We start from the raw sequence: 22,194 nt of genomic DNA on the forward strand, positions 1-22,194 counted from the left end.
TGATTATAAGTTTTTTAAGGCTAGTTTTATGATTTTTTCTACGGTTGCTTCTGGGTTTTCTTTTAATACAGCATTTACAATTTTATCAGATTGTTTACGCTGAAAACCTAAAACTTCTAAAGCAGATAACGCTTCATCTTTATTCGTATTGCTTGCTGCTACAGAAATTGCATCAATATCAAATGTTTTTAGGATTTTATCTTTTAAATCTACAATAACTCTTTGTGCCGTTTTTGCACCAATTCCTTTTACAGACTGGATGACTTTTACATTTTCAGACGCAATTGCATTTTGTATTTCTTCAGACGTCATAGAAGAACACATGGTTCTTGCGATACTTGGCCCAACACCAGAAACAGAAATTAGTAATTTAAAAACTTCTCTTTCTGTTTTATTGATGAACCCGAAAAGCGTGTGTGCATCTTCTCTAATAGATAAATGTGTGTATAAAACCACGTTTTCAGCTGCTGGTAAACTAGAAAACGTATTTAAAGAAATATGCAGTAAATACCCAACCCCATTACAATCTACAACCACTTCTGTTGGGTTTTTTTCAACCAGTCTTCCTCTAATTTGTGTAATCATAAATTATTATTAACGCCCCAAAAGTACTATTTTTTATTTTTTTCTCTTTGCTGAGCATCAACAGCCGCTAATGCAGCCATATTAACCATTTCATCTACACTTGCACCCAATTGTAAAACATGTACAGCTTTGCTTAACCCTAAAATAACAGGGCCAATAGATTCTGCTTTATCAACTTGTTTTAATAATTTATACGTAATGTTTGCAGACTCTAAATTAGGGAAAATTAAAACGTTTACTTTTTTACCATTTAATTTAGAAAAAGGGAATTTTTTTGCTAACATTTCTGGATTTAACGCAAAATCGGCTTGAATTTCTCCGTCTACAACAGCATCTGGAAAATGACGATGAATATAAGAAACAGCTTCTCTAATTTTTTTAGAGGTTTCTGTATTTGAAGATCCAAAATTAGAAAACGATAGCATGGCCACATGAGGTTTCATACCAAACATTTTTGCTAAGTTGGCGGTCATTTGCGATATTTTAACCAAATCTTTTGCTGTAGGGTTGATGTTGATTGTGGTATCTGCCAAGAAAATTGGACCTTGTTGGGTTAACATTAAGTTACAAGCCGCAATTTTAGAAATGCCTTTGTCTTTATCAATTAACTCTAAAATAGGTTTTACAACAGTTGGGTAAGGTCTAGAATACCCAGTGATTAATGCATCAGCCTCATTTTCATTCACCATCATTGCAGCAAAATAGTTGCGCTCTCTCATTAATTTTTTTGCCTCAGTAAGGGTTTTTCCTTTTCGCTGTCTTTTTATCCAATAGGCTTCACCAAAACGATGTCTTCTTTCTCTTTCCTCATCTGTTTTTGGGTCAAAAATGGGCACATCATCTGTAAAACCAATTTCTTCTTTTAGGGCTAAAATCAGTTCTTTTCTTCCTAATAAAATCGGGTGACCTAATTTTTCTTCATGTACTCTTTGTGCAGATTTTAACACATCTAAATGATCTGCTTCTGCAAATACAATGCGTTTACGGTCACTTTTTGCTCTGTTGTGAATTAATCGAATTTCTTTGCTACCAGACCCAGAACGTTCCATTAATTCTTCTCGGTATTTGTCCCAGTCTGTAATTGGTTCTAATGCTACACCAGAATCCATGGCAGCTTTAGCAATGGCTGGTGGAATTTCGTAAATTAATCTAGGATCAAAAGGTTTTGGAATAATATACTCATCACCAAAAGTTAAACTTACTTCATCATATACAATGTTTACTTGTTCAGGAACAGATTTTTTAGCTAAATCTGCTAAGGCATGTACAGCAGCCATTTTCATTTCTTCGTTAATTTTAGTAGCTCTAACATCTAGAGCGCCTCTAAAAATAAACGGAAAACCAAGTACATTGTTTACTTGGTTTGGATGATCTGACCTACCAGTTGCCATAATAATATCTTTTCTAGTAGCAACAGCCAAATCGTAATTTATTTCTGGTACTGGATTTGCCATTGCAAAAACAATTGGGTTTTTGGCCATAGAGAGCAGCATTTCTGGAGAAACCACATTTCCCATAGATAAGCCAATAAAAACATCTGCATTTTGCATGGCTTCTTCTAAAGTGTTGATGTTTTTATCTGTTGCAAACTCTGCTTTTTGTGAGGTTAGATGGTCTCTGTCTTTTCTAATAACGCCTTTACTATCGCACATTACGATATTTTCTCTTTTTGCACCTAATTTTAAGTACAAACGTGTACAAGAAATTGCAGCAGCCCCTGCACCATTTACAACCATTGTAATTTCAGCAATGTCTTTTTTTGTAATTTCAACCGCATTTTTTAGAGCAGCTGCAGAAATAATAGCTGTTCCATGTTGGTCATCATGCATTACAGGAATATTTAATTCCTCTTTTAAACGTCTTTCTATTTCAAAAGCTTCTGGAGCTTTGATATCTTCTAAATTAATACCTCCAAAAGTTGGGGCTATGGCTTTTACGGTTTCTACAAATTTATCTACATCTGTAGCATCTACTTCGATATCAAAAACATCAATATCAGCAAAAATTTTAAACAACAAGCCTTTTCCTTCCATTACTGGTTTAGAGGCTTCTGGGCCAATATCACCTAAACCTAAAACAGCAGTTCCGTTAGAAATTACTGCAACTAAATTGCCTTTAGAGGTGTATTTGTAAACATTATTAATATCTTTTTTTATTTCTAAGCAAGGTTCTGCAACACCAGGAGAATAAGCCAATGCTAAATCGTGTTGAGTAGCATACTTTTTAGAAGGTACAACCTTTATTTTACCTGGTTTTGGTTTTGCGTGATATAGTAAAGCTTCGTGTCTTTTTCTTGAATCGCTCATTCTTATTTAGCTTATATTAAGTTGTTGACAAATATAGGCTTTTCAATGAAAGAGTAAATAATTATTCTTTCCTTTTAAAGTTCTTTTTAAAATTTGTTTAAAGAAAGATTGGTTTAGAAAACTAAAGTTTTGAGTTCATTTTTTTCTGAGTACTGAACAGAAAAAGTAAAGGTTTTTAGATTCGCTTTTAGTGCTGCAATAGAATTATTGTTTTTCCAAGTTATGTGAAGTTCATTTTCTAAAGATTCATTAAGAGAAACTACACCATTAAAAGCCTTTAAAGTATTTCTTAATCGCATTAATTTAAGTTGATTTAAAACAATTTTTGTTTTTAAACCCCATTCTATATCTTTTAGAGATAAGTTTGTTCTGTTAATTTCTTTATGCGCACCTGTACCTCTTTTATTTGCAGCAGTATAATTATTTTTACCTGCAAATAGATCTAAGTACCAAATTTGTGGAATTCCTGGCATAAACATTTGTATAGCTCTTGCTAATAATAATTTTTGTTCATCTTCACCTAAAGCACTAAAAAAAGTGGCATTAACTTGATAATACGAAATTTTATTTCCAGCTGGGTCGTATAAGTTTTTGACTCTTCCTCCGCGTTCTATTACGGTATTCATTATCGACTCAATTTCTGCATCTTCTAATAAACCTTTGTTATAGTTGCCATTAACTTCTTTGCCTTTTAAATCTAAAACAGGTATACCATCATGACAACCTAACATATTTATTGTTTTGTAGTCTTTTGCTATAATTTCTTTAGCCCAACGTAAAATGGCTTTATTACTTCCTTTTTCTAAGGTATGAATCATTAACCCCGGTAGGAAAAAGTCGTAAATTTGATAGCCTTCTTTAGCAACTTCGTCATGAAGATGTAAACCATATTCGGCGTGAATTTCTGGTAAAAGTGTTAAGTTGTTTTTATCTGCAATTTGTTTAATTTTTTTTAAATACGTCCAAGTACCGGGTTTGTTAAAAAAGTTAGATTGCCCAATTTCTTTGTGCAAATAAGCAAAAGCATCTAGCCTTAAAATAGAACAGCCAAAACGTTTTACTTTTGCTAAGGTTTCTTCGTAAAACTCCCAAACCAAATCTGATTTTGCATTTACGTCCATTTGACCAAGGTAAGTTGCTTTGCTGTATACTATAGAAAGGAAATCTTCTCTGTACTCGTTAAAATCTTCAAAATCTATAGATGATAGACTTCTATTTTTGTGAATAGCTGAATTGATTTTTTTACAAATCATTTCGGCGTTTTGAGAAATATGGGGGATAATTTCAATAATATCGTTTTCTATGATGCTATTATATTTAATTTCTTGATAAAAAGTATTCCAATACGGTTTTCTAGAACCATCAGGAAAAGGCACTTTTAAAATTGGTAGTCCAGATTTTCTCATAAATAGTTTATCGAGAAATTTTTCATCAGGTACAATAATGCCATCTTTATTCATTTCTCCATTGTCTTTCCAAAATGTATTCCAGTTGATAAAAAAATCTTTGAATTTAGAATTCTCTCCGTTTTTTAAAATGTCTTTAAATTGAGGAGAAGCTACAGATAAGTGATTTAAAACAATGTCAAATTTTAGATCTATATTTAATTCTTTTAGAGCTTTCAAATCATCTTTAGAAACTAATTCTTTATTGATGTTATAATCAATAATAGAAAAACCTCTATCTAAATCACTATTAAAAAAAGTAGGTAGCACATAAAATAAAGAAAAAACATCTTTAAATTCTGGCTTTTGCAACATTTTAATGGTGTCACTTAATTTATGACCAATGCTATCTGGGTATGCATTTAACATTACACCATTTGAGATACTCTTCATTTTTTCTTGATTCATAATTTGTTAATTATAATTATAAGAGTTTTGATAAAATATTGATATTATCTGGTAATCTACCTACATTTTGTAGTTTTAATGCTGCTAATTTTAATGCAATTTGTAAGCATTCTTCGATGGTTTTTTCTTTCATGTATGCAAACAAAAAACCAGACCAAAAAGCATCTCCAGCACCTGTTGTATCCATTACCTTTTCTATTTTTATAGCGGGTAATTGAATCATATTTTTTCCTTTTTGAGAAAGTTTTACACCTTCACTTCCAAGTGTAAGGCATACAGTTTCTACCCCTAAATTGTGAAAGAACTCAAAAATTTCTTCATGAGGAAGCTGTTTTTCGAAAAGACGTAACATATCATCTTCACTAATTTTAATTAAAGGGTTTAAACTGCAATAGGTTTTAATAACATCTAGCGCTTCTTGTTTGCTAGACCAAAGTTTTTTAGCATAATTTATATCAATACTTAATTTGCAACCATTTTTAACGGCTTCTTTTGCTTTTTTAAGAATTGTGGTTTGAGCTGGTTTTTTGCTTAATGCAAAGCAAGTTGTGTGAAATATTTTTGTTTGTGATAACATTTCAGCAGTAATTTGATCTTCTGAAATGTGATAATCTGCATTTCTGTAAGGCATAAAATCTGGTGTGCCATTAGAACGAGATACAAAAATTACGCTCGTAGAATTATTTTCTGATTTTTTTAAATGGTTTGTGTTTACTTTTACTTCATTTAGTCTTTTAAAAATGTATTCTCCAAAACCATCATTTCCAACAGCAGAAATCATATAAGGATTTAATCCTAATCTTGCTGAATTCATGGCAACATTGGCAGGAGATCCTCCTAAATAGCGATGGTAATCTCTTGTTTCGTTGATGAGTACATTATTTTGATGGCCTATAAAATCGATTAAGACTTCGCCAACGCATAAAATATCTATGTTTTTATTACTGTTTTTCAAAATTAATTTCTTTATCAGTTATTTCTTTTTAGATGCAAATTGCACCCTAAATTTAGTCTGCAATTGATTTTGGTTCTTTAAGTCTAAGTGCTAAAAATCCAGAAACTATAAAAAAGACACCTCCTAATAAAATGGCATTTATTGCACTATTATTTAAAAGGTTTTTTACAATTGGCCCAAAAGTTAAAGTTTGAATTCCCATTGGAATTACAATCATCATATTTAAAATACCCATATATACACCACGTCTTTCTTGTGGTACTATTTTAGAAACCATAGAATATGGAATACCCATCATTGCTGCCCAACCAATACCAAATAAAATCATAGGTAAAATAACCAATGTTGGGTCTTGAATATTGGGTATGCTTAACATGGCAATACCTGTTAAAAAGAGACTAATTACATACACCTTTTTACCACCCCATTTTAGAGCAAAAGGCACTAATGCCAAAGCAAAAACAATGGTAGAGATATTATAGGTTGTATTCATTTTTGCGGCCTGACTTAATGCTTCTGATTTATTAAAACCCATACTTTCTTCGAACATTGGCGATATAAATTGCCAATAAATAAATAGGGCATACCATTGAAAAAGATAGACTCCTGCTAACTTCCACATAAATTTTGGCATGTCTTTTATAGCGCCAACTATTTCTTTAAAAGGCGTTTTTACCCTATCTATAAAAGATAGTTTGTTGTGTTGTTCTATTTCTTTTAATTCTTCTTCAGATGGAGGTATTTCTGGAGTTTTTAATACCGACCAAAGTATGGTTGCAATAGATAAAATTGCGCCTATAAAAAAGGAGTAATACAACCATCTAGGAATTGCTTTTACAGTTTCATCAACATTTTCTGCACCACCAAATTGATCTTGAAAAATAAATATAGATGCGTTTGCCAAAACAATACCTGCACCAACAAATAAACTTTGCATTTGATAACCAAAACTTAATTGTTTGTTTGGTAGTTTATCTCCAACAAAGGCTCTATAGGGTTCCATTGCCATATTGTTACCTACATCTAAAATCCACAGTAAACCTACAGCGAACCATAAAGAAGGGCTGTATGGAAATGCGAATAAACACAAACTACCAATTAAAGCTCCTATTAAGAAAAATGGTTTTCTTCTTCCAAAACGTGGAGACCAAGTTTTGTCTGAAATTGCGCCTATAATTGGTTGAATAATTAAACCTGTTACTGGACCTGCCAAGTTGAGTAATGGCAAATCTTCGTGATTTGCTCCTAAAAAAGAGAAGATTGGATTTACCGCAGTTTGTTGTAAACCAAAGCTAAATTGAATGCCTAAGAAACCAACATTCATGTTAAATATTTGCCAGAAATTTAATGTGGGTTTTTTAATTTTCATTTTCTTCAATTTTTTTACCTAATACGATTAGAAATTCTTTAAGATTACCTTTGTTTAAAAATACATCTCCTTTGTTGTCTATTACTGGTAAACTTAGAGTGTAAATAGGAATGTTAGCTCTTTTTAGTTTTACTAACATTTCTTGCTCTTTCACTTTATTTACATCGATGTCATAATACGTGAATTTTATATTTTTTTCTTTTAAAAAAGCTTTTGTATCTAAACAACTATGGCAACTATCACTACCATACACAATCATTTTTTCTTTTTCTGATTCTTTTTTTTGATGCACCACTTCTTGAGCAATATTTTGAAGAGAACTAAGTAAAAGGATGGCAATGATGAAATATTTCATTTTAAAATAAGATTTATTAGGTTTAGTTTTTAAAGTTTTAAAAACAGAGCCAATAAATATTTCATTGGCTCTATTTCTCATTCAAAATCAATAATAAAAAACTACTTGTTACTTAAAAACTATATTGCAATGTCATTGTTGTAGAACGACCAGAAATTGTTCTTGCAGCAGCTAAACCAGCAGCAATATTTCCATTTCCTTCTACTTCAGTAACACCAATTGTATCGAATAAATTGTTTGCGTTTACACTTAAAGATAATCCTTTTGTTAAGCTAACTTTTGCTACAGCATTAATGTAAGCATAACCTGGCATTACAAGGACGTTATCATCTTGTGCAAAAGATTTAGATGTACCTAAAACTGTAATTCCTAAAAGGTGTTGTTTTTCGGCTCCAAAAGAATAAGTTGGTGCTAAGTTGTATACAAAGTCTGCTTGTCTTCTTGGTTTATTACCTTTATTTGCACCACCATCAATTTCAGCTTTTGTATAAGTAACAGATCCATTTATGCTAAAATCTCCAAATCCTAAAGCAGATTCTACCTCTAAACCTAATGCTTTAAAAGGATTTCCTACAGTTCTGTTTAACTCGTTACTAATACCTTCGTCTGTATTACTTAAAAAACCTGTAACATTTAAAACACCATTATCTAATCTCTTTTTTAAACCAACTTCAAATTGAGAAATCTCATCAAACTGTACATCTCCTAAACCATCTGCACCATAGGTGTTTCTATCTGCAGCTCTACCAGAAGCTCCTTTACTATATCTACCAAAAACAGCTGCTCCATCGTTTATTTTATAGTTTAAACCAGCAGAATAAGAAACAAAATTATAATCATCGCTAATTGCTTGACCAGGATTACCTGCTATTGTAGGTATTGTAGATTCAAAAGGGCTAATTACTCCATCACTGTTGTAATCAAAACCAATTAAATCTCCATTTGCATCTAAATTACTTAATTGACCAGAGTTTATTGTCCCGTTAACATTTACGTTTTCAAAACGAACACTACCATCAAAGTTTAATTTTTCAGAAATTGCTGCATCTACACCTACATAAGGAGAATTTACATTATGCACAGTGTTGTATTTTCTTTGACAACAGTTACCCCAAACAGGCTGTCCAAAAGAATAAGCACCACCTTGAGAGAATCCATCAAAAACACCTAATCTAGCTTGACCATCTCCTGCTACTTCAGAAATTGCAGAACTCCATTGCCAACCAATTTTAGTGTTTTGTGTTGCAGAGAACATACCTACTGTAAGACCAATATTATCATTTAAAGCTTTTGTTACTTTAATATCGCTAAAAAAGTTACTTAAATCTTCGATAGTTACATCAAAATATCTGATGTCTTGAGCCAATCCATTTGCTGGATTAAATGGTGTACCATCTTCAAAAGTTAAAGCACCAGTTGCTCCAGAAGCTCCTCTTACTAAAGCCTCAATATCAGCTACTGTACCTACGTTTGCAGTAAATGGAGCATTCCATTGACCAGAATTGTTAGAGTACCTTGCTTTTCCATTTACTTTCCAGTCATCTCCTAAGTCAAAAGAAAACTCTGCCCCAACTGAAGCACTAACAGGGTTGTTACCACTTCTCATATCGTTTTGTGTAGGATTACCATCATAAACACTGTATGTATTTTGCATGTTTACAGAATGTGGACTATCTGAAGTTATGTCAAAACCAGGTAGATTACCAAAAGTTGGATCAGCATTTGTACCAGTTAACGCTACTGGCATAGGCATGTACATTACAGATCTGTCATTTAAATATTTGAAATACGTACGCACATAGCCATTTTTAAATTCTTTAGTTATGTTTGCTTTTAGCTGACCACCTTTATTACCTTGGTAACCAATATCTCTAGGACCTTCTCCAACTCTCATAAAACCACCAATGTGATAATATAATCCATCTCCAATTGGAGTACCATATTCAAAATCTAATCTACTAGTTTGAAAATCTAAACCATAAGTTGCACCAATTGTACCACCTTCTTTTCTACCAGTTTTGCTAATCATGTTAATAATACCAGCTGGACCATTAGAAGTTTGCGTAGACGCAGAACCCCCTCTAATAGCTTCTACTCTTCCGATATTAGAATCTATACGTAAAAAGTTATCGGCATTACCAAAAGAAGTATCACCAAATAACATTAACGGAAGTCCATCTTCTTGTAATTGTAAATATCTAGAACCACCAGAAGAAACAGGTACACCACGTACGTTAAAATTTGCATTACCTTCACCACCAGAAGATTCTGCACGTATACCAGGAATGCTTCTAAAAAGTTCACCTGCAGATCTTGGAGATGCCTGTTCTATTTGTTTAATTCCGACCGTAGATACAGAAACACTAGATTCTAGTTTAGATTTCGGATTTACAACCCCTGTAACAATAATTTCATCTAATGATTGTGCGTTTTCTTTAATGATAATATCTAATTTTAGATTTCCATTGACTGTGATTTCCTTGCTGAAATTATCATAACCAATATAAGACGCTACAATTGTGTAAGTTCCATTGTCTACATTTTTAATTTCGTAGTTTCCATCAAAATCTGTAGTTGCACCTTTTGTGGTACCTTTTAAGAGAATGTTTGCACCAGGTATTAAATTACCGCTATTGTCTTTAACAGTACCAGAAATTGTTGACTGCGCAACAAGAGCTGTTGTTGATAGTATTAAAACCATCAATAAAGCCATTCTAAATTGTAATTGTTTTTTCATTTTAAATGTGAATTTAATAAAAAGTTAATTGTTTTATTTTCAAATGTATTTTTATATGGGGTATTTTTACGAAATAAATAAATCGAAAACGTTTTCGATTTACCGAAAACGTTTTCGATAAAGATAATTAACTATATTTATCGGGTAAAAAAGCAAAGTTTAAGTTTTATAAAAATATAATATTTTGGTTACACTAAAACAAATAGCAGAAGAATTGGGTATTTCTATAACTACGGTATCTAAAGCCTTAAAAGAATACCCTGATGTAAGTAAAAAAACTAGAAAATTAGTTAGAGAAACGGCTGCTATGTTAAATTATAAGCCTAATTCTTTTGCTGTAAATTTAAGAACTAAAGAATCAAAAACGATTGGTTTAATAATTCCAGAGATTGTACATCACTTTTTTTCGAGTGTTATTAAGGGTATAATTTCTCAAGCAGAAAAAAAAGGTTATTTGGTAATTACTTTACAGTCTAATGAGTCTTTTGAGCTAGAAAAGAAACAATTAGATTTGTTGTTAAGTAAAAGGGTAGATGGTATTTTAATTTCTTTAGCCAATAGTACTGCAGATTACAAACATTTAAATGATATAATTGAGCAACAAACTCCATTAGTGATGTTTGATAAAATTGCAAAATTAGTAAAATGTTCTAAAGTGATTATTGATGATAGAAAAGCGGCATATATGGCAACAGAATACTTAATAAAAATTGGTTGTAAACGTATTGCTCATTTTAGAGGGCCTTTATTGCCTCAAAACTCTATTGATAGATTTCTTGGCTACAAACAGGCTCTTTTAGATTATAATATTCCTTATGACGCTTCATTAGTCTATATAAATGATTGTGGTGATATGAGTTTTGAAGAAGGTAAAAAGAACGCCCGTCAATTACTAAAAGACCACAAAGATGTGGATGGTGTTTTTATAAATACAGATTTAGTGGCTATTGGTGCAATGACCGAGTTTATTAAAAACGGAATTAAAATACCTAAAGATATTAATGTTGTTGGTTTTAGTAATTGGTTTATGTCATCAGTAATATCACCATCATTAACTACTATAAATCAACCAGGTTTTGAAATGGGAAAAAAAGCATTTAAAATTTTATATAAAGAGATAAAAGATAAAAAAATGAATAAAAAAGCTACATTTAAAGAAGTGATTTTAGAAACTGATTTAATTGTTAGAGATTCCACAAAACAACAATAGAAATTCCTTTGGTATTATAATTGACGATACACTTTTTTTAAAAAAGAAAATAATTGCAAAATGTTTACCAAAAAATAAAGATTTTTTGGTAACAAATTGCTATATGTTTGCGTCTATCAATCAAAGCCAATTTTATGAAAAGAATTTTTTGCCTGCTTTTGTTGTTTATTTCGTCAATAACTGTTGCTCAAGTAAAAGGAAAAATAACAGATACCAATAACCAACCTCTTTCTTTTGTGAGTATTTATTTGGATAAAACTGTAACCGGAACTACTTCTAACGATAATGGAGATTATATTTTAGAACTCAATAAAGCGGGTGCATATAGTATTGTATTTCAATATTTAGGATACAAAACATTAAAAAAAGAAGTTTCTATTAATTCATTTCCTTTTGAATTAAATATAAAGCTTGAAGAAGAAAACATTCAGTTGGATGAAATTTCGATTTCTACGAAAGACAATCCTGCCAATCGAATCATTAGAAATGTAATTGCGAATAAGGATAAAAACACAAATAAGTTTGCCAAATACACCGCAAAATTTTACAGCAGAGGTTTATACAGAATTAAAGATGCTCCAGAAAAATTTTTAGGACAAAGTATGGGTGATTTTGGTGGAGGTTTAGATTCTACCAGAAGTGGAATTATTTACCTTTCTGAAACGCTTTCTGATATTAAATTTCAAAAAAAACCTAAGAAATTTAAAGAAAATATTATTGCATCTAAAGTAAGTGGAAGAGATAATGGAATTAGTTTTAACAGAGCCGAAGATGCAAATATCAATTTTTATAACAACAGTGTTGAATTTGGAAACTACTTGGTTTCGCCCATTTCTACCAATGCGTTTAGCTATTATAGTTATAAATTAGAAGGTACTTTTTACGAAAAAAACGGAAAACTAATCAATAAAATTAAGGTACTTCCAAAACGTAAGAATGATGCGGTTTTTAGTGGTTCTCTATACATCGTAGAAGATGATTGGGCATTGTATGGTGCAGATGTTACAGTAACTGGCACACAGGTAAATATACCAGTGGTAGATGCCTTACAACTAAAACAAAACTATAATTATTCCGAAGAAAATGATGCCTGGGTGTTAATTAGTCAAAGTATAGATTTTAAGGTAAATGCTTTTGGTTTTAAGTTTGATGGCCGATTTTCATCAGCCTATTCTAATTATAATTTTTCACCAGATTTTAATCAGAATACGTTTACCAATGAGGTGCTAACCTTTGATAAACAGGCTACCGAAAAAGACACTGTGTATTGGAATAAGTTGCGTCCTGTGCCACTAACAAAAGAAGAAGTAAAAGATTATATCATTAAAGATAGTATTAAGGTGGTTCGTAAATCGAAACCTTATTTAGACTCCATTAATAAAAAACAAAACAAGTTCCATTTTTTGTCACCTATAACAGGGTATACGTATCGAAATTCTTATGAAAAATGGTCGCTTTCTTTTACTGGGTTGATTGAAAAATTGAGTTTTAATACAGTGCAAGGGTTTCATACCTCACTTGGAGCTAGTTATTTTAAAAGTCAGAACGATAAAGGAAAATGGTGGTCTGCAGGAGTTGATGTAGATTATGGTTTTTCAGAAAAAAAAGCAAGACCCACCTTTTATTTTAGTAGAAAATGGAATGACATTTCCAGACCAAGAATATATATTACAGGTGGTGTAACCACAGCACAATTCAACAGAAGAAACCCGATTAAAAAGTTAGATAATTTAATTCGTTCGTTAACAAGAAGATTAAATTACATTAAAATTTATGAAAAAGAATTTGCAAGAATTGGGTATTCTGAAGAAATTGTAAACGGAGTCTATTTTTCGTCTTCTTTAGAATATGCAAACAGAAAACCGCTGTTTAATACCACAAATTACTCTTTTGCAAGGCAAAGTAAAAATGCCCCTTATACTTCCAATAATCCTTTAGAACCCAATAATTTTACCAGTTCAGTTTTTGAAGCGCATACCATAGCTACTTTAAATGTTGGGGCAAGATTTGTTTTTGGTCAAAAATACTTATCTTACTCCGATCGAAAATTTAATGTAGGGAATAGTAAATACCCATCTTTAAGCGTAAACTATAGAAAAACATTTGCTGCGAATAATTCAGAATTCAATGCAGATGTTTTTATAGCCAGCATCACACAAAATATTAATGCAGGGAATTATGGAAAATTGCACTATCATGTAAGAGGTGGTGCTTTTTTAAAGCAAAAAAACATTGCTTTTATGGATCATTTACAAGTAAAAGGAAATCAAATGTTTATAGTTACAGATAGCAATCGTAAAAATAATTTTGGATTACTTGAATATTATAATTTTTTTACAAATAACAAATACGCAGAAACACATATAGAACATAATTTTAAAGGAGCATTGCTGGGTAAAGTACCGTTGATAAATAAGTTAAATTTTCATTTAATTGCTGGTGCAAAAGCAATGGTTATGTCTGATATAAAACCGTATTCTGAGTTTTCTTTAGGTTTAGAAAATATAGGTATTGGAAAATGGAAATTTTTAAGAATTGATTTTATAAGATCTTTTCACGGAACTTCTAAAAAAGATGGCATTCTATTGGGATTAGATTTATCTTTTTAAGATGTATATATTTGTAGCTTATGAAAATTAAAACACTTTTTTTTGGAATAACAACAGATTTAGTAGGAGCAACTGAGTTAGAGATTGAAGTTGCTGAAAACACCTCAATTGAAGCTTTTAAAATTATTTTACAGGATAATTTTTCCAACTTAGCAAACATAAACTCTTACGCAATTGCAGTAAATGAAACGTATGCAGATGATGACTACCTGTTAAATAATGATGATGTTGTGGCTATAATTCCGCCTGTAAGTGGAGGATAAAGGCTTCCCAAAGGGAAGAAAAATCGAGCCGAAAATTTTATCGTAAATACTTTTTATCAACATAAAAAGTACCAAAGGGTATTATTGAACACAGCATTACAACGCCTAAGGTTTTGTTATTCCAGTTCATTTCTTTTTTAATTACAATTGCCAAAACAATATATAACATAAACAAAATTCCATGAGGCTTTCCTAACATTTTTACATATTCTGGATTGTCTAGCATATATTTTATTGGTGTCGCAATAAATAGTAAAAGTATGTAAGAAACTCCTTCTAAAAAGCTAACAATTCTAAAGATATTCTTCATTTTAAAAAGTATAGAAAATTCAATAGCAAAGATAAAGTATGAATTGTTATTTTTACGCTTAGATGAAAAGAACTTACATAAAAATAACTTCAGAAAAACTAAACCTACAAGCATGTTATGATTTTGTAGAAGATAACGCCTGTGGAGGTATTGCTGCATTTATAGGCACTGTAAGAAACGATACACAAGGTAAAGAAGTTACCCAGCTCGATTTTTCTACCTACAAACCAATGGCGATTAAAGAAATGCAAAAAATCGCTAATTTGGCTTTAGAAAAATTTGATATTAAAAAAATAGCCATTCATCATGCAGAAGGCATGTTGCAAATAAAAGATATTCCTGTAATTATAACAGCATCAGCAAAACATAGAAAAGCCGCTTTTTTGGCTTGTGAATTTGCTATTGATACGTTAAAAGAAACTGTACCCATTTGGAAAAAAGAACATTTTTCTGATGGAGAGGTTTGGGTTAATGCACACCCTTAATTTGATGTAATTTTTCAACCAATTACATGATTGGGGTTGTACCCTAAAAAAGGGACTTCTTTTTCAGTAAACTGTATACCATAATTTTCCAATTCTTTCAAAATTGGAATGTATACTTCTTTAGATATTGGCAATTGTACACCAGGCGATTTTATTTCGCCTTTTAAAATTTTTAAAGCCGCAATTGCAACTGGTAAACCAACAGTTTTAGCCATGGCTGTATAAATTTGATTTTCACCAAGTACCATTAAGCTACTTTCTATTTGATGTTTTTTACCATCAATTTCATAACCAAACAAATGTTGCATTACAATCATATCTTTATCTTCTTTTTGTAATGTCCAAGAATTTTCTAAAATTTTTTGTAATATCTGAGCAGGTGTAGCGTTTTTAAGCCCAATTTTTTTCTTCGGATTGAAAAGATCTAGCTCAACTAATTTCTCCCACATCACATCATCTTGATCAATTTTTAAGTAAGAGCGTAATTTTAGCTCTACAGAATCTGAAGGAGAATACGCTAAAAACAGATTCACAAAATCGCGATAACTCATGTTTTCAGAATTTTCAATGGAGTAAGAATCATCGGTCATACCTAATTGCACAAAAATATTCCAAGCTCTAGAAAAACCCACTTTTCTAATTGTACCTCTGTACATGGTTGGGATATCATCTAAACCATAAATGCTTCTATATTTTAAAGAATCTCTATTGGCATAGGCTTCAAATTTGCTACCATTAATGTTTAAAAATTCAGTTCTTCTAAATAATTTATGGTAAGGGATGTATTTATACGTGCCTTCTTGAATAAACTTAGCAGCACCTCCTTGTCCTGCTAAAACTACATTTCTAGGATTCCAAGTAAATTTATAATTCCATAAATTGGTATCACTTTCAGGAGCCACCAAACCACCACAAAAAGATTCAAATAATAACAGTTTGGCATTATTAGTTCTTATTCTGTCAATTACTCTCATTGCACTGATGTGATCTAAACCTGGGTCTAAACCAATTTCATTCATAAATACCAAACCTTTTTCTTTTACCTCTTTATGTAAAGCTTTCATTTCTTTAGATATGTAAGAAGCTGTAACTAAATGTTTGCCCAATTTTAAACAATCTTTGGCAATTTTTAGATGCAACCTTGCAGGCAACATAGAAATAACGATGTCGCATTTTTCGATATATTCCTTTCTTTGGTTTTTATCAAATACATCAAATTGTACAATAGTTACTTTTTCTGATTCTTGTACTAACTTTTTGGTGTTTTCAATATCAATGTCTCCAATGGTTAGTAAAATAGGTTCTTCATCAGATTTTTCTAGCAAGTATTTTATTAAATAAGAACTAGATTTTCCTGCACCAACAAGCAATATGTTTTTCATAAAGAATACCGTATTTTTGTCTTTTTGTAAAGATATTAATAATGTTTAAAATTAAACAGAAAGAATAATAAATGTTTAAAAATTTAGTAATTACGTGTTTTTTAGGATTGTCAGCAGTTATTTTAGGTGCTTTTGGGGCACATGCTCTCAAAGAAACTTTAACTGCAGATCAGTTACAGAGTTTTGAAACCGCAGTTCGTTATCAAATGTATCATACACTTGTTTTATTGTTTGTAAATATTTATGATGGTTTTTCGTTAAAACAAAAAAACACCATTAGTTCCCTTTTATTTGCTGGAATTTTTTGTTTTTCAGGTTCAATTTATCTTATACAAATTACCTCAATTACTGCAAAATCAATTTGGTTTATTACACCTTTAGGCGGTTTGTTTTTTATAATCGGTTGGCTTTCAATGATTGTAATATTCGTAAAGAAATTGAAAAAGTGATAAAAATTTGATATTTTTTTGGTTAAAATACTTCTATTTTAAATTATTGTGTAATTTTGTGTTATACTTAAAATAAAAAAATATTGATATGGTAGATACAAATACGAAATCGATTTCGTTAAATCGTCTAGGAATCAAAAGTGCTACAATTCGTTACCAACTAACCTCTAATGAATTGCACCTAGAAACAATACAAAAAAAACAAGGTGTAACGTCTTCTTTAGGAGCAATTGCCGTAAATACAGGTGAGTTTACAGGGCGTTCTCCTATGGATCGTTTTATTGTAAAAGATGAAATTACAAAAGATAAAGTTTGGTGGAGTAAAATCAACTTACCTTTTGAAGAAGAAAAATTTGATAAACTTTACGATAAAGTTGTTGATTACCTATCTGAAAAAGAAATTTATGTTAGAGATTGTTATGCTTGTGCAGACGAAAACTATAAATTAAATATTAGAGTTGTAAACGAATATCCGTGGAGCAATATGTTTGCGTATAATATGTTTTTACGTCCAACAGAAGAAGAATTAAAAGACTTTTCACCTGAGTGGACTGTTATAAATGCGCCAGGTTTTATGGCAGATGCTGAAGTAGACGGAACGCGTCAACATAACTTTGCCATTTTAAATTTTAGTAAAAAAATAGCTTTAATTGGGGGTACAGGATATACAGGTGAAATTAAAAAAGGAATTTTTTCTGCTTTAAATTTTGTGCTACCTGTTTATAAAAATACATTACCTATGCATTGCTCTGCAAATGTTGGTACAGCTGGTGATACAGCTATTTTCTTTGGATTATCAGGCACAGGTAAAACTACGCTTTCTACAGACCCAAATAGAAGTTTAATTGGTGATGATGAACATGGCTGGACAGCAGAAAACACTGTTTTTAATTTTGAAGGAGGTTGTTATGCCAAAGTGATAAATTTATCACAAGAACAAGAACCAGAAATTTTTGCAGCCATAAAAAAGGGAGCCATTTTAGAAAATGTGGTTCTAGATAAAAATGGAGTTGTAGATTTTGCAGATACTTCTATCACTCAAAATACAAGAGTAAGTTATCCTATTTATCATATTGATAATATACAAGAGCCATCTATAGGTAAAAATCCAAAAAATATTTTCTTTTTAACTGCAGATGCTTTTGGGGTGTTGCCTCCAATATCTAAATTAACACCAGCACAAGCAGCGTATCATTTTATTTCTGGTTATACAGCAAAAGTAGCAGGTACAGAAGCAGGTGTTACAGAACCAACACCAAGTTTTTCAGCATGTTTTGGTGCACCTTTTATGCCTTTACATCCTACAAAATATGCAGAAATGCTAAGTAAAAAAATGAAAGATGCAGGCGTAAATGTTTGGCTAATTAATACAGGTTGGTCTGGTGGAAAATACGGAGTAGGTAGAAGAATGCCTTTAAAATACACAAGAGCCATGATTAATGCTGTTTTAGAGGGTAAATTAGGAGATTATACTTATGAAAAATACCATATTCATTCTGTATTTGGTGTTGCACAACCAAGAACGTGTCCTGGAGTGCCCACAGAATTATTGAGCCCAAGAGCAACATGGAATAACGATGAAGCGTATTATGAAACCGCTTTTAAATTATCAAACGCATTTAGACACAATTTTAAGCAATTTGAGGAATTTGCGAACGAAGAAATTCGTAGAGGAGGTCCTCAACGTTATGCACATTAGTAATTTTTAATTATTATTTGTTTGGACAGAAACACCTCATTTATGGGGTGTTTTTTCTTTTAAACAATTATTTTATTGATATTTGAATAATTATGCTAAAAAAATACTTCAAAAATATAGGTCCAGGCACTTTAGTAGCAGCAGCTTTTATTGGTCCAGGTACAGTAACTTTATGTACGTTGGCTGGTGTAAATTTTGGATTCAATTTGTTGTGGGCAATGTTATTGTCAATCATTGCAACCATTGTTTTACAAGAAATGGCTGCAAGATTGGGTGTTATTTCTCAAAAAGGATTATCGGAAGTTATTAGGGAAGAAATTAAAATTCCGTTTTTAAAACAAATTATTACCATTTTAATATTGTCAGCTATTGTTATTGGAAATGCATCTTACGAAGCAGGAAATATTAGTGGAGGTATTTTAGGATTAGAAACCATTTTTGGCGAATTCAAATATAATTTTGATTCATTTTCTATCAATTTGATGAGTATTGTAATTGGTATAATTGCTTTTATATTATTGTACATAGGCAATTATAAATTCTTAGAAAAAGCATTAGTTGCACTGGTTTTGTTGATGAGTTTTTCTTTCGTAATTACTGCAATTATAACGAAACCCAATGTTTTAGAGATTTTAAAAGTAATGTTTGTGCCCAAATTTCCAGAAAAAAGTTTACTCACCATTATTGGTTTAATTGGTACAACAGTGGTGCCTTACAATTTGTTTTTACACGCCTCTTTGGTAAAAGAACGATGGCATCAAAAAGAAGATCTAAAGTTGGCAAAAAAAGATACCATTGTTTCTATTATTCTTGGAGGATTGGTTTCTATGGCAATTATCATTTCAGCAGCTTCAATTCCATCAAAAGACATTTTAAACGCAGCAGATTTAGCAGAGGGTTTAGTGCCTTTATATGGCCAATTTGCCAGATATTTTTTAGCTTTAGGTTTGTTTGCAGCAGGAATTACATCTGCCATTACAGCGCCTTTAGCAGCTGCTTATGTAGCCAAAGGTTGTTTAGGTTTTAAAGGAAATATGCAATCGAAATCTTTTAGAGCAGTTTGGATTACAATTCTATTTTTAGGCGTTTTATTTTCATCAATTGGTATAAAACCCATAGAAATTATAAAATTCGCGCAAGTGGCTAATGGAATGTTATTACCAATTATTGCAGGAATTTTATTGTGGATTATGAATAAAAAGAATGTTTTAGGCAATTTTGTAAATACAAAAACGCAAAATATCTTAGGATTTGTAATTTTAGCAATTTCTATATTTTTAGGTGCAAAAGGTATTTTAAAAGTCTTTAACTTCTTATAAAATGAATATTGATATTAATTGTGATGTTGGTGAAGGTGTTACAAACGAGCATTTGTTAATGCCTTATATTTCGTCTTGCAATATTGCTTGCGGAGGTCATTTTGGTGATATAATTACTATGGATGAAACCATTCAATTAGCAATGAAACATAAGGTGAAAATTGGGGCTCATCCATCTTTTCCTGATAAAGAAAATTTTGGTAGAAAGTTGATGCGAATTTCTAATGATGATTTAAGAAATAGCATTCATACTCAGTTGGATTTATTTTTAGAAAGACTTGCATTTTTTAATCAAAAACTGCATCATATAAAACCTCATGGTGCTTTGTATAATGCCATTGCCAAAGATGAAGAATTAGCAACTTTATTCATTAATATGACAAAAAAATATTTGAAGGATGTTTTATTGTATGTGCCTTATCAATCTAAAATAGAATTAGTTGCCTTAAAAAATAACATTAATATAAAATATGAGGCATTTGCAGATCGTAATTATAATGCTGATGGATCTTTGGTGTCAAGAACTCAAAAAAATGCTTTGATAACAGACAAAAAAGCAGTTTTTGAACATACTTTTTTTATGGCGAAACATTGCAGAGTAAAAACGATTTCTGGTGCTGAAAACAAAGTAAAAGTAAATACCTTTTGTGTACATAGTGATACTGAAAATGCCTTAGAAATTGTAAAATATCTACATCAAAATTTAATCAAAGAAGGGTTTGCAATTGGGTAACAATATTACATATAAACGTTTTGGTGAAAAAGCCATTTTAATGGAATGGAAAGCCATAATTGATGATGCTATTTTAAAAGATATTTTAGAGTTTCAAGAAAAAATAAAGTTTTACAATCAAGCTCATGTTATAGATGTCATTCAAGGATATCATTCTTTAACGATCATCTATCAAAACAAAATTTTTGATTTTACAGCAGCTGTAAATCACCTGAAAACAATATACGCATCCACCTTAAAAAAAGACAAGCAACAATTGTATCAATGGGAAATACCTGTTTGTTATGATTTGGAATTTGGTATAGATCTAGTAGAGATTTCTAATACAAAAAACAAAAGTATTGATGAGGTTATCAAACTACATGTTAGTGCAATTTATACAATTTATTTCATCGGATTTTTACCTGGCTTTTTGTATTTAGGTGGTTTGCCTGAACAACTTTATGTGAGTCGAAAATCGAATCCAAGATTACATGTAGCCAAAGGTGCTGTGGGTATAGGAGGGAAGCAAACAGGCGTTTATCCAAACAAATCTGCTGGAGGTTGGAATATTATTGGCAAAACACCTATCAATTTTTTTGATGTAGCAAAACAAAATCCGTGTTTTGCAAAGGCAGGAGATACCATCAAATTTAATTCTATTTCTTTAGAGGATTATAAGTACATAGCATCAGAAATTAAACAGCAAAAATATCAACTTATAAAAACGGTACAAAATGCTTAAAGTTTTAAAAGCAGGTTTTTATACAACCATTCAAGATAAAGGTCGGTTTGGTTTTGCTTCAAAAGGCGTTCCTGTATCTGGAGTTATGGATGCTTATGCTGCAGATTTAGCGAATGGAATTTTAAACAATTCTTTGGATGCTGCTGTTTTAGAAATTACATTGGGTGCGTGTCTCTTAGAGTTTACAAAACCTACCCTGATTTGTGTAACTGGTGGAGATTTTTCACCAAAAATTAACAACCATGCAATATTGCTAAACAAAAGAATTGTTGTTGAAAAAGGTGCAGTGTTATCTTTTGGAAAAGTGAATTATGGTGTGCGTTGTTATTTGGCTGTAAAAGGCGGGTTTTTATCCGAAGTAAAACTCAACAGCAGAAGTTTCTACCCAAATATTACCAAAGATTTTATCCTTAGAAAAAAAGATGCAATTTCTTATATGCCTTGTTTAAGTGATTTAAACTCCTCTAAATCAATAGTAAAAATGAATAAAACTCATTTTGAATCAGCGAGAATTGAGTGTTATCAAGGGCCTGAATTTGATTTATTAAATGCACATCAACAAAAAAAAATATGCACCCAAATCTTTAGTATTTCTAATGATAATAGTAGAATGGGGTATAAGTTGAATGAAGAAATTACCAATAATTTACCTCAAATTTTAACAACATCAGTATTGCCAGGTACTGTGCAGTGTACACCATCAGGCAAGCTTATTGTATTGATGAGAGATTGTCAAGTAACAGGTGGTTATCCAAGAATTTTACAACTTACAGCAGCCTCTATAAATATGTTGGCGCAAAAATCAACTCATAATATATTGCAGTTTGCTATTATTGGCATTTGAGTTAACA

19 protein-coding genes are annotated in these 22,194 nt (G+C 31.2%); 10 read left to right on the forward strand and 9 right to left on the reverse strand.

The features are described from left to right. Positions 1-3: 3 nt before the first annotated feature. From ruvA to SJY27_RS13830, 7 genes are all read right to left on the reverse strand, one after another. Positions 4-585 (reverse strand): Holliday junction branch migration protein RuvA, encoded by a 582-nt coding sequence (ruvA, locus tag SJY27_RS13800; protein WP_397445451.1) that lies wholly within the window; start codon positions 583-585, stop codon positions 4-6. Positions 586-611: 26 nt separating this feature from the next. Next, positions 612-2,891, reverse strand: coding sequence for an NADP-dependent malic enzyme (locus tag SJY27_RS13805; protein ID WP_397445452.1), 2,280 nt, complete (start codon positions 2,889-2,891; stop codon positions 612-614). Positions 2,892-3,004: 113 nt separating this feature from the next. Next, complete coding sequence (locus SJY27_RS13810; RefSeq protein ID WP_397445453.1) at positions 3,005-4,744, reverse strand: glycosidase; 1,740 nt, start codon at positions 4,742-4,744, stop codon at positions 3,005-3,007. Positions 4,745-4,760: 16 nt separating this feature from the next. Beyond that, entirely contained in the window at positions 4,761-5,699 is a 939-nt protein-coding gene (locus SJY27_RS13815) for a carbohydrate kinase family protein (protein WP_397445454.1), read from the reverse strand. A 52-nt stretch (positions 5,700-5,751) separates the two neighbouring features. Then, a complete protein-coding gene (locus SJY27_RS13820) occupies positions 5,752-7,068 on the reverse strand; it encodes an MFS transporter (protein ID WP_397445455.1) in 1,317 nt (438 codons plus the stop codon). Then, positions 7,058-7,423: a glutaredoxin family protein gene (locus SJY27_RS13825; RefSeq protein ID WP_397445456.1), complete on the reverse strand. Its 366-nt coding sequence runs from the start codon at positions 7,421-7,423 to the stop codon at positions 7,058-7,060. Before SJY27_RS13825 ends, SJY27_RS13820 begins: the two co-directional genes overlap by 11 nt. A 112-nt stretch (positions 7,424-7,535) precedes the next feature. Further along, positions 7,536-10,160 carry a TonB-dependent receptor domain-containing protein gene (locus SJY27_RS13830; protein ID WP_397445457.1) on the reverse strand — a complete coding sequence of 875 codons (2,625 nt, stop codon included), beginning with the start codon at positions 10,158-10,160 and terminating at the stop codon, positions 7,536-7,538. 181 nt (positions 10,161-10,341) lie between these two features. On the opposite strand from SJY27_RS13830, the gene SJY27_RS13835 reads away from it, so the two are divergent. From SJY27_RS13835 to SJY27_RS13845, 3 genes are all read left to right on the forward strand, one after another. Beyond that, a complete protein-coding gene (locus SJY27_RS13835) occupies positions 10,342-11,370 on the forward strand; it encodes a LacI family DNA-binding transcriptional regulator (protein WP_397447929.1) in 1,029 nt (342 codons plus the stop codon). Positions 11,371-11,504: 134 nt separating this feature from the next. Then, positions 11,505-13,979 carry a DUF5686 and carboxypeptidase regulatory-like domain-containing protein gene (locus SJY27_RS13840; RefSeq protein WP_397445458.1) on the forward strand — a complete coding sequence of 825 codons (2,475 nt, stop codon included), beginning with the start codon at positions 11,505-11,507 and terminating at the stop codon, positions 13,977-13,979. 20 nt (positions 13,980-13,999) lie between these two features. Beyond that, positions 14,000-14,242: a MoaD/ThiS family protein gene (locus SJY27_RS13845; protein WP_397445459.1), complete on the forward strand. Its 243-nt coding sequence runs from the start codon at positions 14,000-14,002 to the stop codon at positions 14,240-14,242. Positions 14,243-14,279: 37 nt separating this feature from the next. Here SJY27_RS13845 and SJY27_RS13850 read toward each other — a convergent pair whose 3' ends face one another. Then, a complete protein-coding gene (locus SJY27_RS13850) occupies positions 14,280-14,552 on the reverse strand; it encodes a DUF3817 domain-containing protein (protein WP_397445460.1) in 273 nt (90 codons plus the stop codon). Between the two features lie 62 nt (positions 14,553-14,614). Between SJY27_RS13850 and SJY27_RS13855 the strand changes: the two genes are divergently transcribed. Beyond that, on the forward strand, positions 14,615-15,037 hold the full coding sequence (locus tag SJY27_RS13855; RefSeq protein WP_397445461.1) for a molybdenum cofactor biosynthesis protein MoaE: 423 nt from the start codon (positions 14,615-14,617) through the stop codon (positions 15,035-15,037). A 14-nt stretch (positions 15,038-15,051) separates the two neighbouring features. Here SJY27_RS13855 and SJY27_RS13860 read toward each other — a convergent pair whose 3' ends face one another. Continuing rightward, positions 15,052-16,419 (reverse strand): saccharopine dehydrogenase family protein, encoded by a 1,368-nt coding sequence (locus SJY27_RS13860; protein WP_397445462.1) that lies wholly within the window; start codon positions 16,417-16,419, stop codon positions 15,052-15,054. Between the two features lie 71 nt (positions 16,420-16,490). Between SJY27_RS13860 and SJY27_RS13865 the strand changes: the two genes are divergently transcribed. The 6 genes from SJY27_RS13865 (at position 16,491) to SJY27_RS13890 (ending at position 22,187) form a co-directional block, all read left to right on the forward strand. Next, complete coding sequence (locus SJY27_RS13865; RefSeq protein WP_397445463.1) at positions 16,491-16,868, forward strand: DUF423 domain-containing protein; 378 nt, start codon at positions 16,491-16,493, stop codon at positions 16,866-16,868. Positions 16,869-16,956: 88 nt separating this feature from the next. Beyond that, entirely contained in the window at positions 16,957-18,567 is a 1,611-nt protein-coding gene (pckA, locus tag SJY27_RS13870) for a phosphoenolpyruvate carboxykinase (ATP) (protein WP_397445464.1), read from the forward strand. A 92-nt stretch (positions 18,568-18,659) separates the two neighbouring features. Then, a complete protein-coding gene (locus SJY27_RS13875; protein ID WP_397445465.1) occupies positions 18,660-19,886 on the forward strand; it encodes an Nramp family divalent metal transporter in 1,227 nt (408 codons plus the stop codon). 1 nt (position 19,887) lies between these two features. After that, positions 19,888-20,619, forward strand: coding sequence for a 5-oxoprolinase subunit PxpA (gene pxpA / locus SJY27_RS13880; protein ID WP_397445466.1), 732 nt, complete (start codon positions 19,888-19,890; stop codon positions 20,617-20,619). Continuing rightward, positions 20,612-21,343 carry a 5-oxoprolinase subunit PxpB gene (gene pxpB / locus SJY27_RS13885; RefSeq protein ID WP_397445467.1) on the forward strand — a complete coding sequence of 244 codons (732 nt, stop codon included), beginning with the start codon at positions 20,612-20,614 and terminating at the stop codon, positions 21,341-21,343. Before pxpA ends, pxpB begins: the two co-directional genes overlap by 8 nt. Further along, a complete protein-coding gene (locus SJY27_RS13890) occupies positions 21,336-22,187 on the forward strand; it encodes a biotin-dependent carboxyltransferase family protein (RefSeq protein WP_397445468.1) in 852 nt (283 codons plus the stop codon). The genes pxpB and SJY27_RS13890 overlap by 8 nt, the downstream gene beginning before the upstream one ends. Positions 22,188-22,194: the final 7 nt, after the last annotated feature.

This window comes from Polaribacter sp. R77954 (assembly GCF_044595335.1).
GTDB lineage: Bacteria > Bacteroidota > Bacteroidia > Flavobacteriales > Flavobacteriaceae > Polaribacter.